16 protein-coding genes and 1 rRNA gene are annotated in these 20,019 nt (G+C 47.6%); 9 read left to right on the top strand and 8 right to left on the bottom strand.

Features of this window, described 5'->3' with window-relative positions:
* Positions 1-112: 112 nt before the first annotated feature.
* The 7 genes from rsmG to rpmH all read right to left on the bottom strand — a co-directional run bounded on the left by rsmG (position 113) and on the right by rpmH (position 7,177).
* Positions 113-835, bottom strand: a complete 723-nt coding sequence (rsmG, locus tag ACFRAM_RS16150; RefSeq protein ID WP_379466683.1) for a 16S rRNA (guanine(527)-N(7))-methyltransferase RsmG — start codon at positions 833-835, stop codon at positions 113-115.
* A gap of 3 nt (positions 836-838) precedes the next feature.
* Positions 839-2,725 (bottom strand): tRNA uridine-5-carboxymethylaminomethyl(34) synthesis enzyme MnmG, encoded by a 1,887-nt coding sequence (mnmG, locus tag ACFRAM_RS16155; RefSeq protein WP_379466684.1) that lies wholly within the window; start codon positions 2,723-2,725, stop codon positions 839-841.
* 149 nt (positions 2,726-2,874) lie between these two features.
* Positions 2,875-4,251, bottom strand: coding sequence for a tRNA uridine-5-carboxymethylaminomethyl(34) synthesis GTPase MnmE (gene mnmE / locus ACFRAM_RS16160; RefSeq protein ID WP_379466685.1), 1,377 nt, complete (start codon positions 4,249-4,251; stop codon positions 2,875-2,877).
* Between the two features lie 352 nt (positions 4,252-4,603).
* Entirely contained in the window at positions 4,604-5,332 is a 729-nt protein-coding gene (jag, locus tag ACFRAM_RS16165; RefSeq protein ID WP_379466686.1) for an RNA-binding cell elongation regulator Jag/EloR, read from the bottom strand.
* The gene (locus ACFRAM_RS16170; protein ID WP_379466687.1) at positions 5,329-6,213 is read right to left on the bottom strand and encodes a YidC/Oxa1 family membrane protein insertase; all 885 of its coding nucleotides are present in this window, start codon (positions 6,211-6,213) and stop codon (positions 5,329-5,331) included. The genes jag and ACFRAM_RS16170 overlap by 4 nt, the downstream gene beginning before the upstream one ends.
* 86 nt (positions 6,214-6,299) lie before the next feature.
* Positions 6,300-6,650, bottom strand: a complete 351-nt coding sequence (rnpA, locus tag ACFRAM_RS16175; RefSeq protein ID WP_175373532.1) for a ribonuclease P protein component — start codon at positions 6,648-6,650, stop codon at positions 6,300-6,302.
* Between the two features lie 392 nt (positions 6,651-7,042).
* A complete protein-coding gene (rpmH, locus tag ACFRAM_RS16180) occupies positions 7,043-7,177 on the bottom strand; it encodes a 50S ribosomal protein L34 (protein ID WP_019914530.1) in 135 nt (44 codons plus the stop codon).
* Positions 7,178-7,853: 676 nt separating this feature from the next.
* On the opposite strand from rpmH, the gene dnaA reads away from it, so the two are divergent.
* The 6 genes from dnaA (at position 7,854) to gyrB (ending at position 14,391) form a co-directional block, all read left to right on the top strand.
* The gene (gene dnaA, locus ACFRAM_RS16185; protein WP_175373533.1) at positions 7,854-9,200 is read left to right on the top strand and encodes a chromosomal replication initiator protein DnaA; all 1,347 of its coding nucleotides are present in this window, start codon (positions 7,854-7,856) and stop codon (positions 9,198-9,200) included.
* A gap of 195 nt (positions 9,201-9,395) precedes the next feature.
* Complete coding sequence (dnaN, locus tag ACFRAM_RS16190) at positions 9,396-10,538, top strand: DNA polymerase III subunit beta (protein ID WP_175373534.1); 1,143 nt, start codon at positions 9,396-9,398, stop codon at positions 10,536-10,538.
* Between the two features lie 49 nt (positions 10,539-10,587).
* Positions 10,588-10,815, top strand: a complete 228-nt coding sequence (gene yaaA, locus ACFRAM_RS16195) for a S4 domain-containing protein YaaA (protein ID WP_066377793.1) — start codon at positions 10,588-10,590, stop codon at positions 10,813-10,815.
* A 234-nt stretch (positions 10,816-11,049) separates the two neighbouring features.
* Entirely contained in the window at positions 11,050-12,168 is a 1,119-nt protein-coding gene (gene recF / locus ACFRAM_RS16200) for a DNA replication/repair protein RecF (RefSeq protein WP_066377787.1), read from the top strand.
* Positions 12,169-12,184: 16 nt separating this feature from the next.
* Entirely contained in the window at positions 12,185-12,433 is a 249-nt protein-coding gene (gene remB / locus ACFRAM_RS16205; protein WP_066377786.1) for an extracellular matrix regulator RemB, read from the top strand.
* A gap of 47 nt (positions 12,434-12,480) precedes the next feature.
* The gene (gene gyrB / locus ACFRAM_RS16210; RefSeq protein ID WP_379466688.1) at positions 12,481-14,391 is read left to right on the top strand and encodes a DNA topoisomerase (ATP-hydrolyzing) subunit B; all 1,911 of its coding nucleotides are present in this window, start codon (positions 12,481-12,483) and stop codon (positions 14,389-14,391) included.
* 108 nt (positions 14,392-14,499) lie between these two features.
* Here the strand turns inward: gyrB and ACFRAM_RS16215 are convergent, their stop codons facing one another.
* A complete protein-coding gene (locus ACFRAM_RS16215; protein WP_379466689.1) occupies positions 14,500-15,357 on the bottom strand; it encodes a YheC/YheD family protein in 858 nt (285 codons plus the stop codon).
* 351 nt (positions 15,358-15,708) lie between these two features.
* On the opposite strand from ACFRAM_RS16215, the gene gyrA reads away from it, so the two are divergent.
* The 3 genes from gyrA to ACFRAM_RS16230 all read left to right on the top strand — a co-directional run.
* On the top strand, positions 15,709-18,243 hold the full coding sequence (gene gyrA, locus ACFRAM_RS16220) for a DNA gyrase subunit A (RefSeq protein ID WP_379466690.1): 2,535 nt from the start codon (positions 15,709-15,711) through the stop codon (positions 18,241-18,243).
* A gap of 222 nt (positions 18,244-18,465) precedes the next feature.
* Positions 18,466-19,563, top strand: coding sequence for an HD-GYP domain-containing protein (locus tag ACFRAM_RS16225; protein WP_379466691.1), 1,098 nt, complete (start codon positions 18,466-18,468; stop codon positions 19,561-19,563).
* Positions 19,564-19,958: 395 nt separating this feature from the next.
* A 16S ribosomal RNA gene (locus tag ACFRAM_RS16230) occupies positions 19,959-20,019 on the top strand; the annotation flags it as partial.

Consider the following 20,019-nt stretch of genomic DNA (forward strand, 5'->3'; position numbering starts at 1 on the left):
GAGACACATTTGTCGGATACAAAAAAAGAGCCACTCCCATCTTCAACGATGAGAGTGGCTCTTGGACAACCACTATGAAATCCAGGGTTGCTGATGTTTCACGTGAAACATTTTATACCAACGGTGTTTTAGCAGGAATTCCTGCCTTACGCGGATATTTCGCTGGTGTAGTGGCTGTCTTACTAACCAGAATAATATGCCGTGCCGATTCCTCTACAGGAAGCTTGAAAGGCTCTACCTTCATGAGTTGGCCTCGCAGTTCCTTCAAACTGTACTTAGCTTCTGTTAATTCCTCGGCAGGATCGCTACCCTTCATGGCTGCGAAGACGCCACCCTTCTTCACAAAAGGAAGACAGAATTCGTTCAGCAGTGCCATCCGTGCCACTGCACGGGCTGTTACTACATCATAAGCATCACGGTGGGCACCCTGTCTGGCAATATCTTCAGCGCGTCCATGAATCAATTGCACACCCTCCAGCTGCAACGTATCGCAGATATGCTGCAGGAATTTGATCCGCTTGCTGAGCGAATCTACAATCGTCAGCTTTAGATGCGGGAAGCATATTTTCAGAGGAATACCTGGAAAGCCTGCACCCGAGCCAATATCCGCTAAGCTTCCTCTCTCCTCCAGATTCAGATAAAAGGCCAGCGAAATGGAATCGTAAAAGTGCTTCATGTAGACTTGATCACGTTCGGTAATCCCCGTCAGATTCATCTTCTCATTCCAGGACACCAATTCCTGATAATAAAGCTCAAATTGATGTAGTTGGGTAGAATTTAGCTTTATCCCATGCTGCCCCAAAAGCTCTGTAAATTGTGCTACAGTCTGATCCATAACTTATCCTTTCGCCGCCGTCACCCGGTTATAATGCTCCAAGTACACAAGAAGGATGGAAATATCGGCTGGAGTTACTCCGGAGATCCGGGAAGCCTGACCAATAGAGATTGGACGGATGTTAGACAGCTTCTGGCGCGCTTCCATGGCAATGCCGTGAATCTCATTATAGTTAATATCCTCTGGAAGCTTCTTCTTCTCCATCTTTTGCAGACGTTCCACATGCTGCAACTGTTTCTCGATATAGCCTGAATACTTGATTTGGATTCCCACTTGCTCCTTCATGTCCTCATCCAATTCGACAGGAGATGGGGAAAATTGATCGACCAAACTATAATCCACTTCCGGACGACGCATGAGCACCAGCAGGTTGCTGCCATCCACAATAGGTGCAGATTCGTACTGTTCCAGAATGGCATTCACTTCCGTTGGTTTTACCTTGGTTTCTTGCAGGCGGATGATTTCACGCTCTACCCGCTCCTTCTTATCCACAAAAGCATCGTAACGTTCCTGCTTGATCAATCCGATGTCATAACCGATCGGCGTCAGGCGCAGATCCGCATTGTCATGGCGAAGCAGCAGACGGTATTCAGCCCGTGATGTGAGCAGACGGTATGGCTCGTTGGTTCCCTTGGTTACAAGATCATCAATCAACACGCCGATATAGCCTTGCGAACGGTCCAGAATAACAGGCTCTTTGTCCTGAACTTTGCGGGCAGCGTTAATACCAGCCATAACCCCTTGTCCTGCCGCTTCTTCATAACCGGAAGTTCCGTTGATTTGTCCAGCAGTGAACAAACCAGGTAGCCGTTTCGTTTCAAGAGATGGCCAGAGCTGAGTAGGTACCATAGCATCATATTCGATGGCGTAGCCATTACGCATCATCTCTACTTTTTCCATACCAGGAATAGAGCGAAGTACGGCCAGCTGCACATCTTCGGGAAGACTCGTGGACAGACCCTGTACATAGTATTCCGATGTGTTTTTGCCTTCCGGCTCCAGGAAAATCTGATGTTTGGATTTATCGCTGAACCGGACTACCTTATCCTCAATGGATGGGCAGTAACGCGGACCAGTACCTTCAATAACCCCTGTGAACATAGGTGCCCGGTGCAGGTTGTCATTGATGATCTGATGCGTCTCTTCCGAAGTGTACGTCAGCCAGCAAGGAAGCTGTTCGTTGTCCGAAGACTTTGTTTCAAAGGAGAAGAATTTAGGCTTGTTATCTCCCGGTTGAATCTCAGTCTTGGAGAAATCAATACTATCCTTGTGTACACGCGGTGGTGTACCCGTCTTGAAACGGGCCAGTTCAAAGCCTAGCTCCCGCAAATGCTCGGACAGCTTAATGGAGGGTTGTTGATTGTTAGGTCCGCTCTCATAAGCGAGTTCCCCCATAATCACCTTACCACGCAGATAAGTACCGGTAGTCAGAATAACAGTCTTACTGTGATATTCTGTTCCAGTCTTCGTAATAACACCCGCACAGCGGCCATCTTCGATAATCAGGCGCTCTACCATCCCCTGACGCAGCGTCAGGTTAGGTGTCTTCTCCATCGTTTCTTTCATCGCATGTTGATAGAGGTACTTGTCTGCTTGTGCACGCAGAGCATGTACAGCAGGCCCCTTCCCTGTATTCAACATCCGCAGTTGTATATAAGTCTTATCTATATTACGGCCCATCTCGCCGCCAAGAGCGTCGATCTCACGCACCACATGTCCTTTAGCTGGTCCGCCAATAGACGGATTGCAGGGCATGAATGCTACCATATCCAGGTTGATCGTGATCATTAGTGTACTGCAGCCCATTCGGGCGGCAGCCAGAGCTGCTTCGCATCCGGCATGACCGGCGCCGATGACGATTACGTCATAGCTGCCTCCATCATAACTCATGTCCTGTTGCCTCCTATTATAATAATTAATGGCTCAACCTAAAAATCAGTGATTACCGTTCTCCTGTGAACATAGCCGAGGGTCGTAAGAACCTTTCGAACCCGTAGCGGCTCTGTTCGTAAGAGACAGCTTCGATTTTGGTTGTAAGCCTATTTACCCAAACAGAATTGCGAGAAGATTTGGTCGAGCAGCGAATCAGCAGCAGTATCGCCGACAATCTCGCCAAGCTGTTCCCAAGCCAGCCGCACATCAATTTGAATCATGTCGATCGGAATGAACTGCTCCGCAGCGTCATAAGCGTCCTGCAGCGATTTGTACGCTTTTTTCAACAGGGCGATATGTCTGACGTTGCTCACATATGTCAAATCACCAGACTCCAGCTTGCCGCCGAAGAACAGTGTTGAAATAGCATCTTCCAGTTTATCCAGACCTTCCTCTTCCAGAACGGACATCGGGACAATACTGCTTTCTTCAAAATGAGCAAGCAGCTTGGCCTTATCCAATTTGGACGGTAAGTCCATTTTATTCATGATCACCAGGCATTGTCTACCGTGGATTTGTTCCATGAGTGCCAATTCGTCCTCATGCAGTTCCTCATTGGAGTTCAGCACAAGCAGAATCAGGTCAGCTCCGGTGACCGCAGCCTTGGAACGCTCCACCCCGATCTGTTCCACAATATCCATTGTCTCACGGATACCAGCGGTATCGAGCAGCTTCAGGGGAATGTTATTGATGGTTACATACTCCTCAATCACATCACGCGTAGTTCCAGGAATATCGGTAACAATCGCTTTATTATCACGGGCCAGCGCGTTAAGGAGTGAGGATTTCCCAACGTTAGGACGTCCAACAATCGCTGTCGTAATGCCCTCGCGAAGTATCTTGCCTTCACTTGCAGTCTTCAGCAGTTTAGTGATGCCTTCCATCACTTCACTACTCTTATCTTTAATAAACTCAGCGGTCAATGACTCCACATCGTGTTCGGGATAATCGATATTAACCTCAATATGAGCTAAAGTCTCAATCAAAGTATGACGAAGGGCGTGAATTCGCTCCGACAGAGAGCCGCTAACTTGCTTCAGGGCTACTGAGAAGGCACGGTCTGATTTGGAACGGATGAGATCAATAACCGCCTCAGCCTGTGTCAGGTCGATTCTTCCTCCCAGGAAAGCCCGTTTGGTGAACTCCCCGGGTTCGGCCAGCCTGATATCCTGCTGCAACAGCAGGTCCATCACACGGCGCACAGAAATAATACCGCCATGGGCACTGATCTCCACAACATCCTCAGTTGTAAAGGAGCGCGGACCCTTCATCACGGTCACCAGGACTTCTTCCATGGTTTCTCCGTTCCCAGGGCTGACGATATGCCCGTAATGAACCGTATGGGATTCCGCTTCTGTCAATGGAACTCTACTGCGGAACAGTGGAGCTACTTGTGGAATAGCCTCAGGGCCGCTTACCCGAATAATGGCAATACCGCCCTCTCCGAGCGCTGTCGAGACGGCGGCTATAGTATCGCTGAACATGCTGTCTTTCACCTCGTTATATGACAAACTATATAAGATAAACTTAAGATACGAATATAAGGCTCAGTCGTCACTACGGAGAATGTTTGGACTTTCGGTCGCTGTTGTCCCCAGATTTCTTCTATATATACCGCTTCTAGCGGTTGAAATCCGGGGACAGCTTGTGCTTTCGATGCCAGCTTTTCTACGAAAAGCTTTCAGGCGATCGCATTCGCTCCTACAGTTCCAAACTTCCCCTTCGTTCCTTCTCGCTTTTTGTTTCACTCTTTTATTCATCTAATATAATCTGTTTTATTTGTAAAAAAGCAATGACCCCTTAGATTAGACTAGGAGTCATTGCGGCATATAGTCTCTACTTCAAAGTAATTACGACGCGGCGATTGGGTTCATCGCCCTTGCTGAGTGTGTTCACCTGCTTGTGATCCTGTAGCCTGGAATGAATAATCTTCCGTTCTTGAGGCGACATCGGCTCCAGCACAACCTCTTTACGTGTGCGGATGACGCGGCCTGCAAGCCGATCAGCCAGCTCCTCCAGTGTCTTCTTGCGTCGTTCCCGGAAATTCTCTGCATCCAGGACGAGACGGATGAAGCTGTCCGAGTAGCGATTGGCTACGATATTCGCCAGATACTGCAAGGCATCTAGCGTTTGTCCTCTTCTGCCAATAACCAGTCCAAGATCAGGACCGGATATTTGCAGAGTAGTCGATTCCTTGGCATGGACGATTTCTACTTCCACCGTGAGCCCCATGCTCTTGGCGACATCCACAATGAAACGTACAGCTTGCTGGTAAGCTTCTTCCCCCGGTTGTCCGGAATCTTGGCGTGGTACACCGCCGATAGCCTCCTGTGTACTTTCTCTGGTTGACTGCTGAGGCACTGACGGAGCACTCGCCGCGGGCGCCGGTGCAGGGATCAAGGTCACTTCAACCTTGGCCTCCTTAGCACCGATCAATCCCAGGAATCCTCTTGAGGGCTGTTCAAGTACATTGATTGTAACGCGGTCCCTGTTAACGCCAAGCTGGGCTATTCCCCGTTCTACAGCTTCTTCAATGGTTTTTCCTGTCGCGACGACTTTGCTCATTTCGACTTTTTGGCCCCCTTCGATGCCTTGCTGCCATTACCCTTCGCGGAAGATGTATTCTTGCTCTTCGCAGGACTGTCTTCCTTGTCGTTCGCGGAGTTTACGACAGCGAATTTAGATGTATCGTTGTTGCGGTATAAGAAGTAGTTCTGAACAATGGTGTAGATGTTACTGTAGAACCAGTACAGTGGAAGTGCAGACGGGAAATTATAGGACATGATGAAAATCAGGACAGGATATACCATCATCATGAACTGCATAGGCCCCTGCTGCTGCATCGGGTTCATCTTCGTCATCATGCGGGTCTGCAGGAACGTCGTGATTGCAGCCAGTGCCGGTAGAATGAACAGATGGTCCGGCTTACCAAGCTCCAGCCACAGGAAGGAATGCTCACGCAGATGCGGGTTGTAATAAATCGAGTTGTACAGTGCGATAAAAATCGGCATTTGCACGATCAGCGGCAGACATCCTGCCATCGGGTTAACCTTGTTTTCCTGGAAGAGGCGCATTGTTTCCTGCTGCACTTTTTCAGGCGTGTCTTTATATTTTTTCTGGATCTTCTGGAGCTCCGGTTGAATGGCCTGCATCGCACGCGAACTCTTCACCTGTTTCATGGTAAGCGGCAAAATTAGCGTGCGCACAATAAGAACCATAACAAGTACGGCTAGTCCATATTGTCCGTTAAACCACTTTGCGAACGTTTCCAGCGCGATAGCAAAATAATAAACTACGTTACTTTGCCAGAAACCGCCATTCTTCAAATCCTCCGTAGTGTGTGTAACAGTGGCTGACGGAGAACAACCTGACAAAACAGCGATCATCAACACCATTACAGCGATGAGGAAGAACCATTTTCCTCGTCTAGTCTTCATTAGAGACACTTCAAAACCCCTCTCTTGAACATTCCATTGCACCGTAAATCATACCATAATTATGAATACAAATAAACAAGCCTCTTCGGCCCTTCTTATTTGCGGGAAGCCTTTAGTAGCTTGGCTTTGCGAAGCACATGAAGCACACTTTTCTCAAGCTCTGTGTATTCCATGGACAGAGCCCCTTTTCGCACAATAAACACCAGATCCAACCCGCTGGCGATCTCTGGCTCATGATGCCTGACAATTTCCTTCACGAGTCTTCGCATCCGGTTGCGGACAACAGCGTTCCCCACTTTTTTGCTAACCGACACTCCGAGCCGGAAACGCTCCACCTCTTTTCTATTGAACCAATACACCACAAATTGGTGGTTGGCAAATGACTTTCCATGGCGGTATACGCGGCTGAAGTCGGCGCGGTTTCGTAATCGCAAACTTTTGTGCACGAGAATCTCCTTACTTGAAAAGACCGGTCTGTTTTAGGTTGTCCGGAATTTTTCCTTCTATTTAGTAGTATACTCACCCGGCGATAGCCGTAAACGGCAGCTTGTACACTGATTGAGCAACGCTTAACGGTGCGACAATTCCGATTACTTCCTATATAGGTGTATACGAATAGCCCCACAAAGTGTAGCCGACGCATACTAGCGTAATCTAGACCTTCGCAGGGTTTCACCGGAAAAGTATGAATGCAACAAGCGAAAAACGGGTACCGCCCTTTCCGAAAGACGATACCCGTTTCACATGTGAACTATAAGAAAGCGGAGTACGAATAGAGATCAAATACAGTCTTATATGTTGAAAAAAAGACCACCGCAGTGGTCCTTAATGGCCTAACTTACGCACTCAGAACTTTTCTGCCTTTCAGGCGGCGAGCTGCCAGCACTTTACGGCCGTTTTTCGTGCTCATTCTTTTGCGGAAACCATGTACCTTCTTGCGTTTGCTCACATTCGGTTTGAACGTCGGTCTCATGTATTGCACCTCCCTTACAGGATCTTAATTACTGTCATATCTAAGCAGAAACGGCTTGGCCGTCCTTAAAGTAGGGACAGTATCTACAGTATCATCATTTAAATGTTTGAAGACATATCCTCACAGAAAACACCTTTATATATTTAAACACAATAATTGGTCAAAAGTCAACCAGTCTTTGCAGACTTCCTTCCCCTCTTATAGAAGGCTATTATCCACAACCCCCATTCGTCAAAAAATAATCCACAGCATTCTACACTTATCCACCTGTGATTAAAAAAAGAAGTCGATTGTTCGCAAACTAGGACAACCTGTGTATAAAAATATCGGAGCTCTGACGCTTCATGTCGAACGGTGAACAATTTATCAACAATATGTAGTGTTGTTCTTAAATTTTGTACACAAGTGATTGAATTTGTGGATAAAATAGCCCGAATCATTGAAAAACAGGGGTGCTTTTGCTATGATGGTATTACTTTTGAATGTGAATAGATTTGTTTGCTCTCTATATTATCAACAAGCTGTGGATAAAGTTGTGAACAATTCAAATTTATCCATATTTTTTTGTCCCCTCGTCCTTTGTATTGGGGATAAATATCAGCATCTATATATTTTCTTCGACATTTCCACTTCATGGCTGATGCCACATTTGGAAGATTTAAAGGAGTGACAGTCTGTGGACAGCCATACTTCCGAATTATGGCAGCAAATATTATCAATCATCCAATCCAAACTGAGCAAGCCGAGTTTCGATACCTGGTTTAAGGCAACCAAAGCGTTAACCTTCAACCAACAGTCACTCATCATCTCGGCTCCGACAACATTCGCAGTAGAATGGCTGGAAAGTCGCTACACCAAGCTGGTGGGAGCTACAGTTATGGAAGTTACCGGGCAACAAGTGGATGTCAAATTCGTCATCGAGGAGAATAAGCCGGCTGAGCTGATCATTCAGCAGTCTGCCCCATCCCCTGCCGTATCGCGCGAAGAGGCGCAGACCCATCTGCTCAATCCCAAATATACCTTTGACACATTCGTCATCGGTTCGGGCAACCGTTTTGCCCACGCGGCTTCGCTGGCCGTCGCCGAGGCGCCGGCCAAAGCCTACAACCCCTTGTTCCTGTACGGCGGAGTGGGTCTCGGAAAAACCCACCTAATGCATGCGATCGGCCATTACGTGCTGGAGCATAACCCCAATAACAAGGTTATTTATATCTCCTCCGAGAAATTCACGAATGAGTTCATTAACTCCATCCGTGACAACCGTGGGGAAAGCTTCCGCAACAAATACCGCAACGTAGACATCCTGCTTATTGATGACATTCAATTCCTGGCCGGCAAAGAATCGACGCAGGAGGAATTCTTCCATACATTCAACGCCCTGCATGAAGAACGCAAACAAATCATTATTTCCAGTGACCGACCGCCAAAAGAAATCCCGACTCTCGAGGAACGTCTGCGTTCCAGGTTCGAATGGGGTCTTATTACGGATATTCAGCCGCCGGATCTGGAGACACGGATCGCGATTTTGCGTAAAAAGGCGAAAGCGGAGAACCTCGACATCCCTAATGAAGCGATGATGTACATTGCTAACCAGATTGATACGAACATTCGCGAACTGGAAGGTGCGCTGATTCGGGTCGTGGCCTATTCTTCCTTGACCAATCAGGATGTCACCACCCATCTGGCAGCGGAAGCGCTGAAGGATATCATTCCATCCAGCCGTCCGAAGATGATTACCATCGGTGATATTCAGCAAAAAGTTGGTGAATACTACAATTTGCGCCTGGAGGACTTTAAGGCACGCAAACGCACGAAAGCCGTAGCTTTCCCGCGCCAGATCGCCATGTATCTCTCTCGTGAATTAACAGACTATTCCTTGCCCAAGATCGGTGAAGCTTTCGGGGGACGTGACCATACGACAGTTATTCATGCACACGAGAAAATAACGCAATCACTAAAGGTCGATCAGGAGCTGTACAAAGTGGTAAATAATCTTGCGGAGAAAATTAAAAATCCTTCATAAGAGGAATACAGAGCCTATACACAATCTATACACATGTGGGTAGGCTTAATTTTATGCGGCTTGCGAAGGTTATCCACATATTAGACGCCCCTACTACTAATACTATTAAATAACTATAATAATTCATCATCTATAAACGGTGTGAACAACTCACTGCATAACGCAACTTCCCAATTTTCAGCTAGGAGTGAAATCATGAAAATAAGCATTCTCAAAAACGAACTCAACGAATCCATTGGACATGTATCCAAAGCGATCTCCAGCAGAACGACTATTCCCATTCTGACCGGGATTAAGCTGGAAGTTACCCATCAAGGCGTAACTTTGACAGCAAGCGACACCGATATTTCCATTCAGTCGTTTATTCCTGCCGAGAATGATAGCCATACCATCGTAAAAGTTGAGCAGCCAGGCAGTGTTGTGCTCCCAGCTAAATTTTTCGTCGAAATTATCAAGAAATTGCCGTCCAAAGAAATCCACATGGAAGTCAAAGAAGGCTTCCAAACCTATATTTCCTCTGGTTCCACCGAGATTCAGATCGTAGGACTGGACCCGGAAGAATTCCCAGTGCTGCCGAACATCGAAGAAAATGATATGATCTCTATCCCGGGTGATTTGCTCAAAAATATGATCAAGCAGACAGCATTCTCCATTTCCACTCAGGAAACGACACCGATTCTTACGGGAATTCTCTGGAATCTGAGCGACAACGAGTTCAAGTTCACCGCTACAGACCGTCACCGACTCGCTACCCGGGCAGCCCATTTGGAGGGAACAGAGAATGTTCATTTTGGCAATGTTGTTATAGCCGGTAAAACGTTGAACGAGCTGAGCAAAATCATCCCTGACCAAAATATGCTGGTGGATATTGTCGTAGCCGATAACCAGGTTCTCTTCAAAATCGACAAAGTGCTGTTCTATTCCCGCATCTTGGACGGTATTTATCCGGATACTTCTAGAATTATTCCAACGGCATACAAAACAGAACTAACTTTGGACACAAAAAAATTAAGTGAGTCCATTGACCGTGCTTATTTGCTGTCCCGTGAGGAAAAAACGAACATTGTCCGCATGCAGACCCTGGATCAGGGCGGCATCGAAATTTCCTCCAGTTCCTCAGAGCTGGGTAAAGTGCGTGAAGAGCTGGAGACTATTGATTTTAAAGGGGAACCCCTCAAAATCTCGTTTAACTCCAAATATATGCTAGATGTGCTCAAAGTTATCGAAAGCGAGCAGCTTGTCATTGCCTTCACCGGAATGATGAGTCCGATTATTTTGCGTCCGCTGGATGACAGCCGCAGCATGTATGTGATTTTGCCATATCGTACGACTAACTAAATTCACTGTTCACGAGCCTGTGGATAAGTGGTGGAAAGGATAAAAAATCATGAAAAAAATACTTATCCACAGTGGATATATTAAGCTGGATCAATTTCTGAAACTGTCGGATTGTGTATCCACAGGGGGAATGGCCAAGGCCCTGTTGCAGGAAGGACTAGTCTTGGTCAATGGGGAGAAGGAAGAACGCCGGGGCAGAAAGCTCTATCCGGGTGATCGTATCGAAGTGCAGGATGAAGGCACGTTCGAGGTCATTGGCGGGGAAGTGCAGAAATAAGAGGGGGAGACCCCTTAGTGATCAGAGCGGCTCTTTGGAGTCGCTTTTTTGAGTTCGAAGAACGGCTAGTATTTGCGAGACTACAACAATCGGTGTTTTTGGTATAAAATAAAGCTTTAGGGCATTTTACGCTCGTGGAAGCTTCATACGATCTTGGACCACATGATTTTCGCTTAAGAAATAAGCTTTGTAGCATAAACTCCACGCCTGTGGGGTCTTGGGAGGAACCATTTCGTGTTTGTTAAAAATATCGGCCTGCAGCATTATCGCAATTACGGGCTGCTGCGTCTGGAAAGCCTGGGGGATGTCAATCTGATCCTCGGTCAGAACGCCCAAGGCAAAACAAACCTCATGGAGGCCTTGTTCGTCCTGGCGATGACCAAAAGCCACCGCACCTCCAAGGATCGTGAGCTAATCTCGTTCGATGCCCCGAGCGGCAGTGCGCAGATCTATGCCGAGATTCAGCGCAAATACGGAGATCTGAAGCTGGAGCTCAGTCTCTCTGCCCAAGGGAAGAAGGCGAAGGTCAACGGTCTGGAGCAGCGCCGGCTGAGTGAGTTCGTAGGATCGCTCAATGTGGTGATGTTTGCTCCGGAGGACCTGGAGATTGTCAAAGGTACACCGGGTATTCGCCGCCGTTTCCTCGATATGGAGATCGGACAGGTGCAGCCAGGCTATTTGTTTCACCTGCAGCAGTACCAGAAGATTCTGGTGCAAAGAGGCAATCTGCTGAAGCAATTATGGGGCAAGCCCGCCGGCGGAACAGAGATGCTGGAGATCTGGGATGCCCAACTTGTAGAGCATGGTGTTAAAATCGTCAAAAAAAGGAAAGAATTCATAAAGAAGCTGCAGATCTGGGCGGAAAGCATCCACAAGGGAATTACAAATGGCGGAGAAGAGCTCAAATTGCGCTACGTACCCTCTTTTGGCGAGAGAGAGGAAGAAGATGAAGCTGTCTTATTAGACAATTTTATGTTAAAGTTATCACAAACGAGAGAGCAGGAAATCAGGCGCGGCATGACGCTGACGGGTCCCCATCGGGATGACCTGTCCTTTTTTATCAACGGACGTGAAGCCCAGGTCTACGGGTCTCAGGGACAGCAGCGCACGACAGCCTTGTCGCTCAAGCTGGCGGAAATCGAGCTGATCCATGAGGAGATCGGGGAGTATCCTGTGCTGCTTCTTGATGATGTGCTATCCGAGCTTGATCCTTATCGCCAGACTCAGCTTATTGAAACCTTTCAAAGCAAGGTACAGACATTCATTACCGCTACGGGAATTGAAGGTCTGCATGCCGATAAATTAAAAGGCGCAAGCCTATATCATGTCCGTGACGGACAAGTGGAGCTATAAAGAGCGGAGGAAGAAGATGTATATTCATTTGGGCGGGGAAAAGATCATCCGGTCATCAGAGCTGATTGCTATATTTGATATTTCGATTGAGAAATCTTCCAAGGTATCGAAACAGTTCGTCATTCAGTCCCAGCAGGATAAGAAGCTGGTTCGGATTGGCGAAGAGGAAGCGAAATCTATTGTCGTAACCAAGAATAGCGTGTACTACTCCCCCATTTCCTCCTCCACTCTCAAGAAAAGAGCCAAGATGCTGTTGGAAATATAGCTCTACCGCAGTAACAAAGAGATAATCTGAAAGAAGTAGGTGAAGGCATGTCAATGAATCAACCGACATATGATGAGAGCCAGATTCAGGTACTAGAAGGGCTGGAAGCGGTTCGGAAACGCCCGGGCATGTACATCGGCTCTACAAGCGCTAAAGGTCTGCATCATTTGGTGTGGGAGGTCGTAGATAACAGTATCGACGAGGCGCTGGCAGGTTATTGCGACCGGATTCAAGTGATTATACACGAGGATAACAGCATCACCGTTATCGACAACGGGCGGGGAATCCCTGTAGGGGAGAACACAAAGCTCAAGAAGTCGACGCTTGAAGTGGTTATGACTGTACTGCATGCTGGCGGTAAATTCGGCGGCGGGGGATATAAGGTATCCGGCGGTCTGCACGGCGTGGGGATCTCCGTAGTGAACGCCTTGTCCGAGAGAGTCGTGGTGTCTGTAAAACGTGAAGGTCATGTTCACCAGCAAGAATACAGACGTGGCGTTCCGCAGTACGATATCAAGATTACCGGTGAGACGGAAGAGACAGGTACGACAACTACGTTCCATCCGGACCCTGAGATTTTCACCGAGACTACAATCTTTGAATACACGACGCTGCTTACCCGTATTCGTGAGCTGGCTTTCCTGAACAAGGGAATTGAGCTTTCGTTGACAGATGAGCGCACTGGTGTGTCCAATGCCTTCAGATACGATGGCGGTATTGTGGAGTACGTGAAATACCTGAATGAGAAAAAAGAAGCGTTGCACGAGGATCCTATCTACGTAGAAGGCTCACGCGATATGATCCAGGTTGAAGTCGCGCTGCAATATAACGATTCCTACACCGAGAATATTTATTCTTTTGCTAATAATATCAATACACATGAGGGCGGAACCCACGAATCGGGCTTCAAGAGCGCCTTAACGCGTATTATTAACGATTATGCCCGTAAATCCGGTGTGATCAAAGATGGTAACTCCAATTTAACCGGGGATGATGTGCGTGAAGGCCTGACGGCGATTATTTCCGTCAAAATCCCTGAGCCTCAGTTCGAGGGTCAAACCAAGACCAAGCTCGGCAACAGTGAAGTCCGCGGTATTGTAGAATCCCTGTTCGGAGAAAAGCTTCAGGAATTCCTGGAGGAGAATCCGGCAGTATCCCGCCGTGTACTGGAGAAATCACTGCAGGCTTCACGTGCCCGTGAAGCTGCGCGTAAAGCGCGTGAGCTGACTCGTCGTAAGAGTGCGCTTGAGGTCAGTGCCCTGCCTGGTAAGCTGGCCGACTGTTCGTCCAAGGACGCTTCCATCAGTGAGCTGTATATCGTCGAAGGTGACTCTGCCGGTGGATCGGCCAAACAGGGCCGGGACCGTCATTTCCAGGCGATCCTGCCGCTGCGCGGTAAAATCCTGAACGTAGAGAAAGCCCGTTTGGATCGTATTTTGTCCAATGCTGAGATTCGGGCAATTATTACCGCTCTGGGTACGGGCATCGGGGATGATTTCGATCTGTCCAAAGCACGTTACCACAAAGTCGTTATTATGACGGACGCAGACGTTGACGGAGCCCATATCAGAACATTGCTGTTGACGTTCTTCTACCGGTATATGCGTAAACTGGTCGACGCGGGATATATTTATATCGCTCAGCCGCCGCTCTTTAAGATTGAGCGCAACAAGGTTGTACGGTATGCCAGCACCGAAAAAGAGCGGGATGAGATCATTGCCGCTTTCGGAGAGAACGTGAAAGTCAATGTCCAGCGCTATAAAGGTCTGGGCGAGATGAATGCAGAGCAGCTTTGGGATACAACTATGGATCCTGAGAGCCGGACGATGCTGCAAGTCACGATTGAAGATGCGATACTGGCTGACAGCATTTTCGATACGCTGATGGGCGACAATGTCGAGCCGCGGCGTGACTTTATTCAAGAACATGCCAAGTCCGTCAAGAACCTTGACGTATAGGCTGAACAAGAATAACTAGTATTAGTAATACAGAAACCTCCGGTTGCTATTCCGCTCGGAATAAGCAGGCCGGAGGTTTTCTTTTTTAGACAATGATAATAAAAGACGTCAGAGTGCTTTGCGACGGGAGGAAAGGGTGCTCTCGGATTTCTTGACCCTTCCGTAGGCGACGGCATAACGGTGGATTTTACGATAGATGGATTTGTCGGGGAACAACTTGAAAACGATGATGGAAGGCAGGGTGTTCACTTCCAAAAGCCACATGTCATGATGCTGATCCAGGGCGACATCCAGACCAATTTCTTTGATTCCCGGATAGGATAGCTCGAGCTGGTCTGCAATTTGAACACCAAGCTGCTTTAACTGCTGGATGGCGGTGCTGGACTCAGAGGGGTTCATATGCTCCTTGAATAAAGTATTCACCTGGAGAATGCGGCCTCCGTTGTGATAATTGGTCACAATTTTATGCGGTGCTGCGACCCGGCCAAGCATTCCGGTGGTTTCCCAGATGCCGACCGGCGTTTTCTGGGCCAGCACCCGCAGGTCGAATGGACGGTCATGATGCCGCAGCAAATCGATTCCTTTTTGAATCAGATAGAATTTCCCCTGTGTTCGGCCTAATATAGCCTCATGCAGTTCCTGGGGGGAAGCAAAAATTTGCGCTGTTTTGTTGTAGCGCAGAATGTACATCGTTTTCTCTTCCTTCCGAATCGCCTTGCGGTCTTCGCTGCCGTCCGCCTGAATGCTGGGCGCCAGGGAGACCACTCGCTGTTCGGCTCTCATCACACCGCTGCCATATGTTCCTCGGTCAGGCTTAACATACACTGTTGCGTGCACGGCGAGCATTTCTACAAGTGTAGAGAAATTGTATTTGCGAGTGTCAGGAATGTAATTTGATAATGTGGGATTGAGAAGGATTGCATTTGTTTTGGCCCATTTGCTGGAGACTCGTTGAATTTTCATCATTCTCCTCCTTAAAGGTTATATGCAGGTACTGCTCCTTAGAGTCTTGCTTGCAGAACTCCTTAGGGAGCTTAATCTCCTGTGGCCTGAAATTTCAGGACAAGCTCTTTAAACAATGGTATAATACAAGGATATGGGATTATGCTTTATTGGACGAACATGTAACGATTAAAGCTATCTTTCTCTCTATACAGTCTATGTGTGGAGGGCGTTCGCGGACAGGGCATATACCCTTACAGGAACAAAAGAAATCAGGTTTAAAAGATAAAAGGCTATTATGTTTAATTGTGCTACTTTTGTGAAAGTAATATAATAAAGGGTAGCGGTTTTTTAACTGAAGGAGGTCCAGCACTCATGGCTGAACAAAATAACCCGCAAATCAAAGACCGGGACATTGGCGTGGAAATGCGCGATTCATTTATGGATTACGCAATGAGCATCATTGTTAGTCGGGCTTTACCCGATGTGCGGGACGGATTGAAGCCGGTTCACAGGCGCATTCTGTTTGCGATGTCGGAACTCGGAATGTCTCCGGATAAACCCCATAAGAAATCAGCGAGAATCGTCGGTGAGGTTATCGGTAAGTACCACCCTCACGGAGACTCTGCCGTATATGAAACAATGGTACGTATGGCTCAGGATTTCTCGATGCGTTATATGCTGGTTGACGGTCACGGTAACTTCGGTTCGATTGATGGTGACATGGCAGCTGCCATGCGGTATACGGAAGCGCGTCTGTCCAAAATCGCAATGGAAATGCTCCGGGATCTGAATAAGGAGACCGTAGATTTCGCACCAAACTATGATGGTGAAGAGCACGAGCCAGTGGTGCTGCCTTCCCGTTACCCCAACCTGCTTGTCAACGGTGTATCTGGTATTGCCGTAGGTATGGCGACCAATATTCCGCCGCATAACCTGGGAGAGGTTATTGATGGGGTACAGGCAATGATCCGTAATCCCGAGATTACGCCAATGGAATTGATGGAATATATTCAAGGACCGGATTTCCCTACATCGGGATATATTTTGGGCCGTGAAGGGATCCGCCAAGCTTACCGTACAGGCCGGGGCTCGGTTACGATGCGTGCGAAGGCTACGATCGAAGAGTACAACGGCAAGGCGCGTATTATCGTGCATGAGCTGCCGTATCAGGTGAACAAGGCGCGGCTCGTTGAGAAGATCGCCGAACTGGTACGTGAGAAGCGGATTGACGGTATTACTGATCTTCGTGACGAGTCCGACAGAAACGGTATGCGTGTCGTTGTAGAGATGAGACGTGACGTTAATCCAAGCGTGGTGCTGAATAATCTGTACAAACATACTTCGATGCAGTCTACATTCGGGATCAACATGCTTGCGATTGTAAACAACGAACCTAAGATTCTGAATCTGCGCGATGTGTTGTACCACTATCTGCAACATCAGATTGAGGTCATTCGCCGCCGTACAGAATTTGATCTGAAAAAAGCTGAAGCCCGTGCCCACATTTTGGAGGGCTTGCGTATTGCGCTTGACCACCTTGATGAGGTTATTGCTCTCATTAGAGCTTCCCGCACCACAGACATTGCCCGTGAAGGACTGATGAATACCTTCAGCCTCAGTATTGAGCAGGCTCAAGCTATCCTCGATATGCGGATGCAGCGTCTGACCGGTCTGGAACGCGAGAAGATCGAGAACGAATACAATGAGCTTCTGGCTAAAATTGCGGAATACCGTGAGATTCTGGCCAACGAGCACCTCGTTCTGGAGATTATCAGCAATGAGTTGCAGGAGCTGCGTGATAAATATGCCGACAACCGCCGCACAGAAATCACTGTCGGGGAAGAAAGCATCCTGGACGAGGATTTGATTCCGCGTGAAGAGGTTGTTATTACCATTACGCACACCGGCTACATCAAACGCCTGCCAGTGACGACCTATCGCAGTCAAAAGCGCGGAGGCCGCGGCGTAATCGGTATGGATACGAAGGATCAGGATTTCGTGGAGCATCTCTTTGTGAGTAACTCCCATAACTACCTGATGTTCTTCACAGATAAGGGTAAAGTATACCGGATCAAGGCTTACGAGATTCCGGAGCTTGGCCGCACTGCACGGGGGACGCCGATCATTAACCTGATCCAAATCGAGCAGGGAGAAAAGATCAGTGCAGTTATTCAGGTAGAGGATGCAGACAGCGATAAATATCTCTTCTTTGCCACTCGTGAAGGTATCGTTAAGAAGACACCTCTGGAAGACTATAACAACATCCGCAAAGGCGGTTTGATTGCTATCAATCTCCGTGAAGAGGATTCCCTGATTGAAGTGAAGCTGACTGACGGGGAGCAGAATCTTATTATCGGTACGGCGCGCGGCATGTCGATCACGTTCTCCGAGAACGATGTACGGTCGATGGGACGGAGCGCAACGGGTGTCAAAGGGATTACCCTAGACAGCAACGACCATGTTATTGGTATGGACTGTGTAGATCTGGATCTTGAGGTGCTGATCGTAACGGCCAAGGGATACGGTAAACGTACACCAGCTGGCGATTATCGCTCCCAGACGCGTGGTGGTAAGGGGATCAAGACGATCAACCTTACAGACAAGAACGGTCTGGTGGTCGGTCTGAAGGTCGTCAAGAAGGATGAGGACCTTATGATTATTACGACCAGCGGTACTTTGATCCGTACCAGCATGGATGGCATTTCTACCATGGGTCGTTACGCACAAGGTGTTAAATTGATCAATATTCGTGAAGATGATGCAGTGGCTACCCTTTGCCGGGCCGACAAGAATGAGGAGGACGATTTGTCTGAATCAGAGGAAGGCGAAGAAGGACAGGTTACAGAGGAAAGCGTAAGCGATGAGTCAGTAGTAGAGACGAAGAGCGAAGACGATCATCTGGAATAAAGTATATTTGAAGAGTGGAAGTTTCTTTTACAGAGACTTTCACTCTTTTTTTAAATAAAATTCAGGATTCTCCTGCCTCATACTGGTCGCTTGCCCCCTTACATACTATAATTAGGGACATGGTGAAATAAGGAACTTCGGACTGCGATCAGCCGGACGTTATATGTTTCAATCTACAAGAGCGTCACTATTAATGGGTTAGTGAATAAAGGGGCTGAGCTTATGCCATACATAGCAGTTGGAGAAGTTAAACCAGGTTCGAAAATTATACAAGATGTTGTTACGCCATTAGGAGGAACGTTGTTTCCCAAGGGCAAGGTGTTGCTGCCGCGCGATATGGAGATTCTTCAGGCATTTTTGATTCAACAGGTGGAGATTGAGGGCAGCGAGAGTGAGGCCAAGGCTAGTGAGCCGGCCAAGTCCGGTAATAAAGCTGCTACGGCAAAAACAGGTTCGCTCATCAATGAGTCAACACTATCCCGAAACTCGGTTTTGCATGATGAATATGAGAAGATGATAGCCCTCATTAAGAACTGTTATCGTTCTGCTGCGGCAGCACCCCTCCCGATTCTTGAATTGAGAAACCAACTCGAAATACTGATTGGCCATTTGAAGGAATATCATGTTCTGAAGTTTGCGCCGCGGACATTGAACGAACAGGACTATAATTATCATAATGCCGTGTTGTCGGCGTTGACTTCATATAAGATTGCCCAATGGTGTGGTTATCCGCAAAAGGACTGGCTGCAGGCTGCCTTCGCAGGATTGCTGCATGATATAGGGAACGTAAAGGTAGACCCTTCACTGTTGCTGAAGCCTGAATCTTTAACGAACGAAGAGAAGGAAGAGGTACGCAGACATACTACTTATGGTTATCAATTGCTACGCAACGTAACGGCGATAAATGAGGGAGTAAGGCTTGCGGCACTGCAACACCATGAGAAGGTGGATGGATCAGGCTACCCACTTCGGATGGAAGGCAGCCAGATTCATGTATACGCCAAGATTGTAGCTGTAGCGGATATCTTCCATGCTATGACGCTGGAGAGAGCCTACAAGAAGGCCCAGTCGCCTTATCTTGTGCTAGAGCAGATCTTAACGGAGAGTTTCGGCAAGCTGGACCCAGCTATCGTTCAAACCTTTATTCAGAAATCGACAGAGCTGTATAACGGAACACGCATCCGTCTTAGTGATGGTCGTCATGGAGAGATTATCTTTACTGACCGCACACATCCTACCCGGCCTATGGTTCAGGTTGAGGGCACTATTGTTAACCTGGCCACCGAACGTGAGCTGTATATTGATGAAATCATTGCTTAATGTATATCATCAGTATAGCTGCTATATATCCTGGGCTTTTAATGGCTTTATGGAGAGAGAACTAAAGATATATAGCAGCTATTCAGTTTTTCTCAAAAAAACACTTGCAATGGTCTTCTATACATGGTATATTCTAATTCCGGCCAAGAAATAACGATGCCGAGCTCGAAAATGAAGTTCGAAAAACGAAATTCAAAAAAAGAGCTTGACATTAAAACGCCGGACATGATATAGTATAAGAGTTGCTGCTGAGACATTAAGCGGACAACGAGAACAGCTTGATCTTTGAAAACTGAACAACGAGTGAGTATCGAATTCACGAAAGTGAATTCAAAAATGAGAATTTTAATTCTCGTCAGATGTTTCAAAATGAGCAATCGCTCTTTCTAAATACCAATTTGGAGAGTTTGATCCTGGCTCAGGACGAACGCTGGCGGCGTGCCTAATACATGCAAG

This window comes from Paenibacillus sp. NPDC056722 (assembly GCF_042790635.1).
Classification (GTDB): Bacteria; Bacillota; Bacilli; order Paenibacillales; family Paenibacillaceae; genus Paenibacillus_AQ; species Paenibacillus_AQ agri.

Coding starts and splice junctions, on each gene's coding strand:
- mnmG (WP_379466684.1), bottom strand. CDS start 2,725: ATGAGTTATGATGGAGGCAGCTATGACGTAATCGTCATCGGCGCCGGT.
- dnaN (WP_175373534.1), top strand. CDS start 9,396: ATGAAAATAAGCATTCTCAAAAACGAACTCAACGAATCCATTGGACAT.
- rsmG (WP_379466683.1), bottom strand. CDS start 835: ATGGATCAGACTGTAGCACAATTTACAGAGCTTTTGGGGCAGCATGGG.
- gyrB (WP_379466688.1), top strand. CDS start 12,481: ATGTCAATGAATCAACCGACATATGATGAGAGCCAGATTCAGGTACTA.
- gyrA (WP_379466690.1), top strand. CDS start 15,709: ATGGCTGAACAAAATAACCCGCAAATCAAAGACCGGGACATTGGCGTG.
- ACFRAM_RS16225 (WP_379466691.1), top strand. CDS start 18,466: ATGCCATACATAGCAGTTGGAGAAGTTAAACCAGGTTCGAAAATTATA.
- rpmH (WP_019914530.1), bottom strand. CDS start 7,177: ATGAGACCGACGTTCAAACCGAATGTGAGCAAACGCAAGAAGGTACAT.
- remB (WP_066377786.1), top strand. CDS start 12,185: ATGTATATTCATTTGGGCGGGGAAAAGATCATCCGGTCATCAGAGCTG.
- jag (WP_379466686.1), bottom strand. CDS start 5,332: ATGAGCAAAGTCGTCGCGACAGGAAAAACCATTGAAGAAGCTGTAGAA.
- ACFRAM_RS16215 (WP_379466689.1), bottom strand. CDS start 15,357: ATGATGAAAATTCAACGAGTCTCCAGCAAATGGGCCAAAACAAATGCA.
- mnmE (WP_379466685.1), bottom strand. CDS start 4,251: ATGTTCAGCGATACTATAGCCGCCGTCTCGACAGCGCTCGGAGAGGGC.
- yaaA (WP_066377793.1), top strand. CDS start 10,588: ATGAAAAAAATACTTATCCACAGTGGATATATTAAGCTGGATCAATTT.